Origin of the sequence: Lactobacillus sp. UMNPBX4 (assembly GCF_002554115.1) — a bacterium.
GTDB classification, from domain to species: Bacteria; Bacillota; Bacilli; order Lactobacillales; family Lactobacillaceae; genus Lactobacillus; species Lactobacillus gallinarum.
The window spans coordinates 1-12,912 of record NZ_PCZF01000045.1 but is presented as its reverse complement, the minus strand read 5'-3'; the positions used below and the strand labels follow the sequence as shown (position 1 = coordinate 12,912).

Annotated in this window: 9 protein-coding genes, 2 tRNA genes and 2 pseudogenes; 11 read left to right on the top strand and 2 right to left on the bottom strand. The window is 35.3% G+C overall.

Going from position 1 to position 12,912, the window contains the following annotated elements; translation table 11 throughout:
• The first annotated feature begins 180 nt into the window (after positions 1–180).
• From CP355_RS08090 to CP355_RS08065, 6 genes and pseudogenes are all read left to right on the top strand, one after another.
• Positions 181–1,058: pseudogene (locus CP355_RS08090) on the top strand (DUF3737 family protein).
• Positions 1,059–1,066: 8 nt separating this feature from the next.
• A pseudogene (locus tag CP355_RS08085) lies at positions 1,067–1,890 on the top strand (aminotransferase class I/II-fold pyridoxal phosphate-dependent enzyme).
• A gap of 92 nt (positions 1,891–1,982) precedes the next feature.
• Positions 1,983–2,948: a mannose-6-phosphate isomerase, class I gene (gene manA, locus CP355_RS08080; RefSeq protein ID WP_098036502.1), complete on the top strand. Its 966-nt coding sequence runs from the start codon at positions 1,983–1,985 to the stop codon at positions 2,946–2,948.
• A 34-nt stretch (positions 2,949–2,982) separates the two neighbouring features.
• Complete coding sequence (locus tag CP355_RS08075) at positions 2,983–3,375, top strand: SdpI family protein (protein WP_025005111.1); 393 nt, start codon at positions 2,983–2,985, stop codon at positions 3,373–3,375.
• A complete protein-coding gene (locus CP355_RS08070; protein WP_098044303.1) occupies positions 3,375–4,097 on the top strand; it encodes a response regulator transcription factor in 723 nt (240 codons plus the stop codon). The genes CP355_RS08075 and CP355_RS08070 overlap by 1 nt, the downstream gene beginning before the upstream one ends.
• On the top strand, positions 4,097–5,554 hold the full coding sequence (locus CP355_RS08065; protein WP_098044302.1) for a HAMP domain-containing sensor histidine kinase: 1,458 nt from the start codon (positions 4,097–4,099) through the stop codon (positions 5,552–5,554). Before CP355_RS08070 ends, CP355_RS08065 begins: the two co-directional genes overlap by 1 nt.
• A gap of 51 nt (positions 5,555–5,605) precedes the next feature.
• Here CP355_RS08065 and CP355_RS08060 read toward each other — a convergent pair whose 3' ends face one another.
• On the bottom strand, positions 5,606–7,807 hold the full coding sequence (locus CP355_RS08060) for an LTA synthase family protein (RefSeq protein ID WP_098044301.1): 2,202 nt from the start codon (positions 7,805–7,807) through the stop codon (positions 5,606–5,608).
• Positions 7,808–7,931: 124 nt separating this feature from the next.
• Here CP355_RS08060 and CP355_RS08055 point away from each other — a divergent pair, with 124 nt between their 5' ends.
• The 3 genes from CP355_RS08055 (at position 7,932) to CP355_RS08045 (ending at position 11,470) form a co-directional block, all read left to right on the top strand.
• The gene (locus CP355_RS08055; protein ID WP_087235342.1) at positions 7,932–8,546 is read left to right on the top strand and encodes a VanZ family protein; all 615 of its coding nucleotides are present in this window, start codon (positions 7,932–7,934) and stop codon (positions 8,544–8,546) included.
• 76 nt (positions 8,547–8,622) lie between these two features.
• Positions 8,623–9,963, top strand: coding sequence for a glucose-6-phosphate isomerase (locus CP355_RS08050; protein WP_087235341.1), 1,341 nt, complete (start codon positions 8,623–8,625; stop codon positions 9,961–9,963).
• 127 nt (positions 9,964–10,090) lie between these two features.
• The gene (locus tag CP355_RS08045) at positions 10,091–11,470 is read left to right on the top strand and encodes an MFS transporter (RefSeq protein WP_098044300.1); all 1,380 of its coding nucleotides are present in this window, start codon (positions 10,091–10,093) and stop codon (positions 11,468–11,470) included.
• 97 nt (positions 11,471–11,567) lie between these two features.
• Here the strand turns inward: CP355_RS08045 and CP355_RS08040 are convergent, their stop codons facing one another.
• Positions 11,568–12,581: a serine hydrolase gene (locus CP355_RS08040; protein WP_087175743.1), complete on the bottom strand. Its 1,014-nt coding sequence runs from the start codon at positions 12,579–12,581 to the stop codon at positions 11,568–11,570.
• 80 nt (positions 12,582–12,661) lie between these two features.
• On the opposite strand from CP355_RS08040, the gene CP355_RS08035 reads away from it, so the two are divergent.
• Both CP355_RS08035 and CP355_RS08030 read left to right on the top strand, forming a co-directional pair.
• Positions 12,662–12,733: transfer RNA gene (locus tag CP355_RS08035), tRNA-Glu, on the top strand.
• Positions 12,734–12,738: 5 nt separating this feature from the next.
• Positions 12,739–12,811, top strand: a tRNA-Gln gene (locus CP355_RS08030).
• Positions 12,812–12,912 lie beyond the last annotated feature (101 nt).

The following is a 12,912-nucleotide window of genomic DNA, read 5'->3' as shown; positions in this document are numbered from 1 at the left end:
TAGGAAATCATCGTTCTTTTTTCCTGTCTGAGAATTAGTTTTTTCCCAGACACTTTTATTTTTATTTATTAATAATAATTAGTTATAGCTTTGCCCTAAAAATAAGTATTAAACATTATAAAAGCTGCTATTTATAATGGAACCTAAAGAAAACTGTTTTTACAGATAATAGGTGAGCGAATGATTAAATACAAAAATAAATACTTTGAAGGGGAAAGAATACTTTATGGCATTAATGATGCATTACCTTTGGTCATGGTGAATCTCCTTTAAAGGAGGTAAATAATGTCAGATTAAAAGATTCAATTTTTACATGGAAGTATCCATTATGGTATGACGATCATATAGAAGTGGAAAATACTACCTTTGAAATAATGTCTAGGAGTGGAATTTGGTATACTAAAAACATTTCTATTAAGAATAGTGCTTTACAAGCGCCTAAACTATTTAGAAGAGCAAGTCATATTAGATTGGACAATGTTCATTTTGCCAATGCAGAAGAAACGATGTGGACTTGTAATGATATTAGAATTACTAATTCACAAATTAATGGCGACTATTTTGGCAAGGATAGCAAGAATATATATCTAGATCACGTGAGTGTAGTTGGTAATTGTGTTTTTGATGGTGCTGAAAATATTGAGGTTCACAATTCAACTTTTGTCTCTAAAGATGCTTTTTGGAATTGTAAAAATGTGACTATTTATGATTCAACAATTGATGGTGAGTATCTAACTTGGAATACTGAGAATATTAAATTCATTAATTGTAAAATCGAAAGTGATCAAGGATTAAATTATATTGATCATATTGAAATTAAAAATAGTTCACTTATTCATACTGATTTAGCTTTTGAATATGTTTCAGATATGGATGTAGAAGTGACTAGTAAAATTGATAGTGTTAAAAATCCCGTGTCAGGTAAAATTGTAGCGCCAGAAATTGGAATTTTAACTATGGATTCAAATAAGATTGATCCTGAAAAAACGAAAATCAATTGTCCAAAGATAATTTCAAAGGTAAAGCATTCAGATAATAAGCAAAAACCAAAGGATTAGTGATAATAATGGAATATGATTTTAAAAATGCACCTGATCGTAGTCATACGGATTCAGTAAAGTGGGATGTTAAGCCAGGTGAATTACCGATGTGGATTGCCGACATGGATTTTAAAACAGCACCGGAAATCATTAAGGCAATGAAAGAAAAAGTTTCATTAGGTGCCTTTGGTTATGAGTGGCCACAAGCTGATTATTTTAATGCGGTAGCGGATTGGTATGAAATAGAACATGGATATCGTCCGCAAACCAATTGGATGATCTTTACCACGGGAGTTGTGCCCGCGATTTCATCGATTGTGCGGCGTGTTTCGCATATTGGCGATAATGTTCTAGTTCAAGAACCTGTTTACAATATTTTTTACAACTCTATTTTGAATAATGGGCGCCATGTTTTATCAAGTAATTTAGTGTTTGATGGTGAACATTACAGCATTGATTGGACAGATTTAGAAGAAAAATTAGCTGATCCACTCACTACGTTAATGATTTTCTGTAATCCTCACAATCCTATTGGTAAGGTTTGGACTAAAGCAGAAGTTCAAAAAATTGCACAATTATGTCAAAAACACCATGTGGTTTTGCTTTTGGATGAGATTCATGGTGACTTAGTCAGAAAAGGATGATGTGGATTAATGTACAGAAAGTGACTGATAATTCTGCAGATTTTGCTGCTTTTTTGAGAAAAGAGACAGGTCTAATTATTTCAGCAGGTAGTGTTTATCGCGGTAACGGACAAGATTTCATTCGGATAAATTTAGCCTGCCCATTAGCAATGGTAAAAGACGAAATGAAGCGATTGGTAGAAGGAATCCGTAAGTATAGCAAATAGGTTTACATGTAAACAAAAAGGTAGATATATAATTAAGAAAAGGGTTTCATTTTTATAGCCTCAAAGTATATACTTTATGTGAGGTGATTTAAATGGAACCATTATTTTTAACCCCGTATTTTAGACCAAAGATTTGGGGCGGACGCAAATTAGATGATATTTTTCACTATGATATTCCAGAAGGAGAAGTCGGTGAGGCTTGGATTATTTCTGGCTATAAGGATGATGCTTCAGTAGTAACTGAAGGTCCACTTAAGGGCATGTCTTTAAGAGATGTTTATTTAAAACATCCAGAATTATTTGGTAATCCTAAGGCTAAGGAATTTCCACTTTTGGTTAAGTTCTTGGATGCCAATGATAATTTATCAGTGCAAGTACACCCAGATGATGATTATGCTAGAAAAGTAGAAAATGATTCCGGCAAGACTGAAAGCTGGTACGTCATGCAAGCAGACCCAGGTGCCTACATTATTTATGGTCATTATGCTAAGACTCGTGAAGAATTAGCTGATATGATCCATAAGGGTGAATGGGACAAGTTGCTCAGAAAAGTTCCAGTTAAGGCTGGCGACTTTTTCTACGTTCCAGCAGGTACAATCCATGCTTTGACTAAGGGTTGCTTGGTAATTGAAACTCAACAATCAAGTGATGTTACTTACCGTCTTTACGATTATGATCGAGTAGATAAGAAGACCGGTAAAAAGCGTGAACTTCATACGCAAAAATCAATTGATGTAACTACTGTACCTCATGTTGATCCTAAGCTTGATATTAAGACCAGCAAGGATCAAGATGCAGAAATTAAGACTTTGGTAGAACCACCAATTTCACCACACTTCTACTTATGGCAAATTGACCTTGATGGTACTTGGAAAACAGGGTTAAAGGATCATCCATATCTTTTAGTTTCAGTCATTAAAGGCGAAGGAAAACTTGAAGCTGATGGCAAAACATATGATTTGAAATTAGGAACTAATTTAATTATTCCAAATGAGATGAAGAAATTCACTTTCACTGGTAAAATGAGAATAGTTATGTCTGCACCTGGTGAGGAATAACCGTTTATTTTATCAGATTTAGGAGTGAGAAATTGTGATCTATGTCGCTTGTGGTTCAATAATGGCAGTGATTGGAATTATTTGGTTGATTTCACCAGCCAAGAAGCCTAATCGGATTTATGGCTATTTATCTTATCTAGCGCAAGTTAACAAGGATAGTTTTAAGTTTGCTCAAAGAAGGGCAAGTTTATATTGTATTTTATTCGGCTTGATTCAAGTCGTAATAGGGTTAATTATTCACTATTTGAATTGGGATCGCTATTTTCTCATTTGGCTATTAACTTTTTATTTATTTATCTTATTGCCAATTGTCTTTACTGAAAAAAGTCTCAAATCTTTTTTAAGTAAAAGACATGAATTGCCACATGACTATGTCGATCCCGATCAAGTAAAACGTCAAAGAACAAAAGGATTTAGGGATCGATAATGAGTTTGAGAATCTTAATGGTTGAAGATGACAGTTCTGTCGCTGAAATGATGGGAATGTTTTTCAAAAAAGAAGGTTGGCAGCAAGATATCGCTGTCGACGGTGTCGAAGCCGTCGATATGTTTAAAGAAAATGCAGATAAGTATGATTTGATTACATTAGATCTGAATTTGCCAAAAAAAGATGGGATTCAGGTTGCTAAGGAAGTAAGGGCTATTTCTCCTACTGTTCCAATTATCATGCTTACTGCTAGGGGCAGTGAATCAGATCAAGTTCTGGGATTAGGAATTGGTGCTGATGAATATGTGACTAAGCCATTTAGTCCAATTGCCCTGATTGCACGAATTAAGGCCCTTCATCGTCGTGTGATGATGGAAGAAGATGTTCAAACGCAAGAAAATACTAATCAGGAATATGAAATTCAAACATCTCATCTAAAAATTTCTAAGGATAGACGAGAAGTTTTGTTTGATGATCAACCGGTAGTTGATTTAACACCTAAGGAATTTGATTTACTGTATACGATGGCTCAAAAGCCTAAGCAAGTATTTTCACGTGATCAGCTATTAGAGTTAGTATGGGGATATGAGTATTATGGTGAAGAACGAACCGTTGATGCTCATATTAAAAAATTGCGGCAAAAATTAGAAAAAGTTGGCGCCAAAGTTATTCAAACAGTCTGGGGTGTCGGCTATAAGTTTGACGATTCGCAGGTCAAATAATGAAATTAATTTATCAGAACATGCTGGGCTTTCTTTTGATTATCGTAACCACGATTTCCATTATTGGTTATTCAGAAATCGGATATGCCCGTAATCAGGCTTACATGCAAAATTATCAACGAATGGAAAGTTATGCTAATTCGTTGGGAGAATTAGCTGAAACGGATGGCAAAAACGGCACAGCTTTACTAAATGATAATTTCTTGAATCAATTAGAATTTGTATTGCGTGGAGATGACGTTCATTTACGTATTTTTGATGATAAAAATACGCAAATTTATCCTCGGGTCAATGCCAAAGTTCAATTGTCTGATAAGATTTTTTCTACTTTGCAAAATGGACAAGAGATTCGCATCCAGAATAACCATACTGAAAATTCCCCAATTGGTTCAACTAAGGACGCATATACTGGTGTCTTAGTCCCCTGGATGAATGGAAAAAATTTGGTTGGTATAGCGTGGATTAGTTCTAGGGTAAAACATGTTGAGCGACCAATATATATGGCTAAGCGCAATTTATTGCGGGCTTTGTTAATCACTGTAGCAGTTGGACTTATTCTTAGCTTTATCATTTCATATTATTCAACTAAACGAATCAAACGGTTGTCTCGGGCAACGCAAAAAGTTGCCTCAGGAAACTTCAATGTACAGATCGCTCATAAAGACAGTGATGAAATTGATCAGCTGGCTGAAAACTTTAATAAAATGGTTAAGGCACTTAAGCAATCAAATGAAGAAGTTAGGGCACAAGAAAAGCGGCGTGATCAATTTATGGCTGATGCAGCTCATGAAATGCGAACACCTTTGACAACTATTAATGGCATTCTGGAGGGCTTGCAGTATGACGCCATTCCGGAAGAATCTAAGCCTAAGTCTATTGATTTAATGCAACGTGAGACTAAACGTTTAATTAGGTTAGTTAATGAAAATTTGGATTATGAAAAAATCCGTAATAATCAGATCATGTTGATTAAAACAGATTTTGATGCAATGCCAATTCTGCATGACTTAAAGTCGCAGTTAAAACAAAATGCTCAAAAGGCTAAAGACGAAATTAGTGTTGCTGGTCCAGAAAAATTGCCAATTTATGCAGATCGTGATCGATTTACGCAGGTGATGGTCAACTTGGTTCAAAATGCCATTCAATTTACGCATGATGGTCACATTCAAATTTCTGGTAAAAGATTGGAACATGCTAGTGAAATATCTGTCAAGGATGATGGTATCGGCATGAGTAAAGACCAAACTAAGTTTATCTTTGAACGCTTTTTCAAGGCTGATCCATCAAGAGCGAGGATGGGCACAGGCGAATCTGGGTTAGGATTGGCCATTGTTTCCTCATTGATTAAACAGCACGGTGGTAAAGTAAAAGTGGCTTCTGCACCTGGCAAAGGATCAACATTTACGGTTATCTTTTATGATAAAGGCTATGAACAATTTATAAGCAAAGATGAATAGAAAAAGGCATTCAGCTGCAATTTTATACAGCTGAATGCCTTTTAATTTTCTTTAGTTTTTATCACTTTTTTCTGTGCTACTTTTATTTTGCTCGGTTAATTGATTCTTAAGTACTTCTTCTGGCACTTTAGTAATATCTTTTTCACGATTGTGCAATTCAGAAGCATCAGTCTTATAGAGCTTGGTTGTAGAACGATTATGATTTTCACTGTAAAGTGAAGTAGAACTATCTGCTAGGTCTTGTCTGATTGAGATCATCTTTTGATAATTAGTAGAGTAATTAAACTGAGTTGGATCAACCGGTACAAAACCTGTTGGAGTGTAAAACCGTAGTAAATTATGATTATTAAGCAAATCAGAATAATGAAGAGAATCTTTAGCTTTTTTAGCTAAAGCGGTAATTTCTTTCTTTTCCTGCGGGCTAAAATTAATAATTTGTCTACCGTTAATTCGATTGTAAACTGTTCCTTTTATTCCCTTGTCTCCAACGATAATATATTTGGAGCTGACAATAGTACCATTTCTAAAGACGATCCAATCTTGTCTATGAGGAGAAAGCATGTCGCTACCAAATTGAACATAGCCCTTATTACTGATTCCAAGTAGGTGAAGCAAGGTTGGAAGAACGTCGATTTCGCCAGCAATTTCGTGACTGATTTTTCCTTTTAAATTATCAGCGTGAATCATGAATGGAACTTTTTGCATTTGCACATTGTTATATGTGTTCCAAGTATCAGCACTTTCATTAATAATTGGAGCTAAGGTTTCATTTTCGGAATTACTTAATCCATAGTGATCACCATAGATTACTATCATACTATTTTTATAGAGGCCAGAAGCTTTTAGATAGTTGAAAAATTCATGAACTGCTTCGTCTAAGTAATGAGCAGTTTCAAAATAGTTGTTAATAGTTCGATCGCTCGTTTTAGTGGTCTTAAAGTTAGGATCGCGATCATCCTTATCTAGATCAAATGGAATATGGTTAGTAACAGTAATGAATTTTGCATAAAATGGCTGTTGCATTTGTTCTAGGTACTTGATGCTCTCGGCAAACAACAGCTTATCTTTTAAACCGTAACCAATATTGTCTTTATTTTGTGTACTGAAATAATTCTTATCAAAGAAATAGTTATAGCCCATATTTTTATAGACATCATTTCTATTCCAGAAAGTACCGACATTCCCGTGGAATACAGCAGAAGTATACCCATCTTGACGCAGAATTTGGGGAGCTGCCTGGAACGTATTCTCAGAACCAAGTGAAGTGAATAATGATCCATCTGAAATCCCATATGTACTAGTTTCTAACATGTTTTCAGCATCACTAGTTCTACCTAAACCAACTTGATGATAAAAGTTATCAAAACTCAAAGTATGTTTATTTCGATAAAGTGAATTTAAAAACGGTGTCACTTCTTTGCCATTAACCTTAAGGTTAATTAAAAACTGTTGAAAACTTTCCAAGTGAATGACAATTACGTTTTTATTTTTCTCTACGCCAAAATATGCGGATGAGGGAGCAGAATGAATCTTATTGGTAAAATTCAAAATCTCATTTAGATCTGAAGCATTAGCATTTTGGGTTACCTGAACGTTTTGTGCGCTCTTGAAACCATCATAAGCAGTAAAAGTATCAATTCCCAAATATTTCACTACATAAGAACGGTCAAAGGTATTTCTTAAAAGGCGTGGACGGGAAGTCTCAGCCAGAAAGATGTTCAAAGTAGTAATCAATGCTCCAACTGAAGTAATAGCGATGGGAGTTGACAGCCCGTATGATTTTTGATCGATTCGTATTCTATGAATAACCAAAAGGATGATGATAATGATAAGGTCAATCCAAATTAAGATGTCGGTAGGGTGGAGTAAAGCAACAGTACTTTTACCCAAGCCTTGGGAGACCTTGCCAGCATTAGTCATTGTTTTAATGGTTAAAAAATCAGTAAATTGCCGGTAGTAGATAATGTTTGCAAATAGCAAAGCAGTATTTGCAAAATCCATGATTAACATGGCGATATAGGAAATAATAGGTTTAGGGATGTAAAAGCCAATACTAATCAAAATTACAGCAGTCCCAATCGGGCTGAGCCACATGATAACGTGCTGGTAAGGATCCGATAAACCTAAATTAAAGTCGAAATAAGCGGCAAAAATGTATTTTATCCAAAACCAAAATACCAAAAGAACCAAAAATCCAGTTCTTGTTTGAATAAAATTGCTAATTTTCTTTTTCATATTTTTCTCCTTTAACATCTTTTAATTTTAAAGGTTCCTTCTGCTTAAAACAACGATTTATCAAGAGTTATGCATTTTTTAATAATTACCTTTTGAAAAAATGGTTATAATCTAGAAGGAATAATTTAGAAAGAGGCAAAGCATGCTGTTTTTCGGCCCACTTTATAATTTTTTAGCAGAACGTTATGCGACTAGTATTAATCATTTTGCATTAGTTAAATTAACTTTTTTAGCATTAGATAAAACCTTCTTTTACTTTCTTATTTTTGCGGTTTTACGGTTGATCTGGCTTCTTTTTGTTAGAAGAAGACGATCAATTAAATCGGAAGTTAGTGTTTGGATTTTTGCATTTTATCTAATTTTGATTTTAATGTTGACAACGTTCAGAGATACTTATTTTCCATGGCAACTTGTGTTTAATTTTAATAGGCCGTTGAGTGATGTTAATTTAGTTTTTATGAAGGAAACGTGGAAATTAGTTTATGCGCCAAGCAGGTTAGATTTCTTTTACAATTCACTGGGCAATATTATGTGTTTTGTGCCGTTTGGAATATTATTTCCAATTGTTTTTTCAAAGAAGCAATCATTTTTTAAAACTATTTTGATGGGGATGCTGTTTTCAATTGTCATTGAAACATTGCAATTTTTATTATCAACTGGTGTTAGTGACATTGATGATGTCTTCTTTAATACGTGTGGTGCGATCTTAGGCTATTTGATTTATCTCTTTTTCAAAAAATTATGTATGCGCTTGTAAAATGATACTGGTATTCGATAAATAAGATTGTTAAAATAAGGATGTGAAATTTTTATAATAGTTAGGAAGCAGATTTATGAGTTTAATTAATTTTGATAGTAGTAAGTTAACGCCATTTGTTCATGAAAATGAATTAGGCGAAATGCAAGCTATGGTAAATGCTGCTAACACTGAACTCCGTGATGGTACTGGTGCTGGCAATGATTTCCGTGGTTGGCTTGACTTGCCAGTAGATTACGACAAAGACGAATTTGCTCGTATCAAGAAGGCTGCCAAGAAGATCCAAAATGATTCAGAAGTTTTGGTCTGCATCGGTATTGGTGGTTCATACCTTGGTGCTCAAGCTGCAATTGAATTTTTGAACAGCAACTTCTACGGCAAGGAAAAGACAGACATGCCAACTGTTGTTTTCTGTGGTAACTCACTTTCAGGTTCATACCTTTACGACTTGATTGAATGGGTAGGCGACAAGGACTTTAGTATTAACGTAATTTCTAAGTCAGGTACTACTACTGAACCATCAGTAGCATTCAGAATCTTCAAGGATAAGTTGATCAAGAAGTACGGTAAGGAAGAAGCTGCTAAGCGTATTTACGCAACTACTGACCGTCAAAAGGGTGCTTTGAAGACTGAAGCTGACGCAGAAGGTTATGAAGAATTCGTAGTTCCAGATGATATTGGTGGTCGTTACAGTGTTCTTACTGCTGTTGGTTTACTTCCAATTGCTGCTGCAGGTGCTGACATCGATGCTTTGATGAAGGGTGCTGCAGATGCTCGTGCAGATTACACTGATACTGATGTTCACAAGAACTCACCATACCAATACGCTGCTCTTCGTAACATCCTTTACCGCAAGGGTTACACTACTGAAATTGTTGAAAACTATGAACCAAATCTTAGAATGTTCGGTGAATGGTGCAAGCAATTGATGGGTGAATCAGAAGGTAAGGACAACAAGGGTATTTGGCCATCAAGTGCTAACTTCACTACTGACTTACACTCACTTGGTCAATACATTCAAGAAGGTCTTCGTAACTTATTTGAAACTGTTATCCGTGTTGAAAAACCACGTCACGATGTTAAGATTCCTGGCGATGAAAAGAACTTGGATCAACTTAACTTCTTGGAAGGCAAGAGCTTGAACTACGTAAACGATCGTGCTTACGAAGGTGTTGTTTTAGCCCACACTGACGGTGGCGTACCAGTTATGACTGTTAACATTCCAGATCAAACTGAACACACTCTTGGTTACATGATCTACTTCTTCGAATTAGCAATTGCTATTTCAGGTTACTTGAATGGTATTAACCCATTCAACCAACCAGGTGTTGAAGAATACAAGCGTAACATGTTTGGTCTTCTTAACAAGCCAGGTTACGAAAACTTACACGACGACTTAACTAAGCGTCTTAAATAATTAATTTTACTCAGCATATTTGATAGTATGCGGTTGAATATAGTTAGCATTAGCTAATTAAAGAAAGAGTAGAAACTTTTTTGAGGTTTCTACTCTTTTTGTTTGGAAGATTAAATTAGGGATCTGTATGAAAGAAAAAACTAAAAATATTTTAGCTGTTTTATCGGCAGCGTTTATGTCATTCGTGGGAATTTTGACAGAAACTAGTTTAAATGTAACTTTCCCTACGATGATGAAACAATTTAATGTAGCTCTAGATACTGTTCAATGGACTACTACAGGCTACCTTTTAACCATTGCAATTATTATGATCTGTTCATCGTATTTAAATGAACGCTTTACTGCTAAACAACTATTTGTAGTAGCTTGTGGTGGTTTTATGGTCGGCAGCGTAATTAGTGCGTTTGCGCCTAATTTTTCAATTTTGCTTTTAGGACGTTTAATCTCTGCATTAGGTGCAGGAATTAGTACACCGTTAATGTTTAATTTGGTTACCGAGATTATTCCACGCGACAAGTGGGGCGTTTATATGGGAATTGCTGGGTTAGTAGTCGCTATGGCTCCAACTTTAGGTCCTGCTTTTGGTGGAATTACTAATTTTTATCTATCTTGGCGCTGGATTTTTATTTTTGCGACTATCATTGCTTTGATTGTTTTCATCGCAGGTGTTCTAGTGATTGGCAAATATCATGAACAAGTTAAAAGCGATTTTGATTGGCTAACGTTTATAATTTTAGCCAGCGCTTTTATTACGTTAACTGTGGGCGTTAATCAAATTAGTAAGGGAATCACCAATCCTCTATTTTGGCTTTTATTAATTGCAACGACTATTTTGATTTTGTTTTTTGTTAAATTATCTCAGAAATCAACCAAGAAGTTGCTTGATCTAGCTGTTTTTAAACAAAAGGCCTTTGTGTGGGGTGCCTTGGCATATTTCCTTTTACAGTTTAATAATATTGGTATCAGTTTTGTATTGCCAAATTACGTTCAAATTGTTGGGCATCAAAACTCTTTAATTGGTGGATTGATATTACTCCCCGGTAGTATTATCGCCGGTTTACTCAATCCTTATTTTGGCAGCTTGTATGATAAAAAGGGCGCTAAATTGCCACTTTACTTAGGTGGCAGTTTTATGATGCTTGGGTGCTTATTATTCATGATTTTTGGCTTGAATTTAAGTGTATTGATGATTGTCATTTTTTACGGCATCATGATGTTAGGGCATAGAATGTCCTTTAGCAATACTTTAGCAGAATCGCTTAAGGTAGAAAAAGGGGAATTGCGTGCGGATGCTACGGCTGTTTGTCAAACTAGTCAACAATTAGCTGGCTCCGTTGGAACAACTATCTTGGCTGTGATTATATCTATCTGGCAAAAAAAGCCTAATATAACTTATTCATTAGGAACGGCTCAGGGAAGTCAAGCAGCATTTATTTTTACAGTGATCATTAGTTTAATTATTATCTTTAGTGATTGGAAAATGTTTAAAGCAGAAAATAATAATTAAGTAAGACAATTACTTTAAAATAAGTTATAATAGTATATGAATGATGAAATTTAGTGAGAGATAAAAAGGACGGCTGACACACAGTCGTCCTTTTTTCTTATATCTTGTTATTTTCTTTTAAAAAGCTACGGATAATTTTTTCTCGCATTGCAAGAAAAACCGTATTATGACCTGTAGGATGAATTCGATTGGTTAATAAAATTAAGCCTGATCGTTTAACGCGATCCAAAATCATTAATGTACCGGTAAAACCGGTGTGTAAAATGATTGGATAATGATTTTTAGGATCAAAGCGTAGATCCCAGCCCCAAGAGCGAGGCTTTACACCAGCTGGATTTTTATTATCAAAAAGCAGGCTAACAGTTTTTTGACTGTAAGGTAATATCTCTTTTTTTAGTCCGAGATAACCTTGACTGAAGGTGATTAAATCTTGCATGGTTGAGAAAAGTCCGGCGGAGCCGCAATCTGCACCTAATTGTCGTGCCTTAGGATCATGTGGGATGCCCTGTAAGACCTGTCCATCAACGATTGCAGTTGGTACACAAGCATCTTTTTTAGGTGAAAATGTGGTGTGAGTCAGCGGCATTTGGCTGAATACTTCTTGCGTGGCAACGTCTTGTACAGGTTGATTGAAAATCTTTTTGATAACCAAGCCTAATAAAATGAAGTTGGTATCTGCATAGCGCATTTTATGTTCAAACTCGTCAGTTACGGGTAAATTGATAATTGCTTTTAGTAATTCATCATGATCCAGTTCATCACGATGCGGAATCCAACCGCGAATACCACTGGTGTGAGTTAAAAGATGATAAAGACGAATACGCGAATCTTTAAATTCTGGGACAAACTCTTTTAAAGGCTCGGTAAAATTAAGCTTGCCTTGATCATAAAGCTTTAAAAGTACATTTTCAGTAGCTAAGACTTTAGTTAGACTAGCCAAGTCATATTCAGCAAATGGACTAAGTTGAGTCACGGTGGGGTAGATACTAGCAAATCCTGTCGTTGAGGTAAAGATTTGTTTATCTTTAATGAAAGTGTAGTTTACGCCCGGTACAACTCTTTCAAAGACCATTGATTCAATTAAATGTTGTGTTTTATTATAGTCGATCATTTTTCACCATCCACTCAATTATTATAGACAAAATGACTTGACAAGCATAGAAGAAAAAAGCATAATTATTAATGTTGACTCGCCCGTTGGTCAAATGGTTAAGACGCTACCCTCTCAAGGTGGAGTTATGAGTTCAATTCTCGTACGGGTGATTAATTGAGATATAGCCAAATTGGTAAGGCACAGGATTCTGGTTCCTGGATGTTTGGGTTCGAGCCCCAATATCTCAATAATAAAGAAAAGGTTTAAGCTATTTCAGCTTAGACCTTTTTATTTTTGGTTCAGTATAAATTCTTGTGTAAATAGAAATTAGATAACAAAAAAAGAAGGG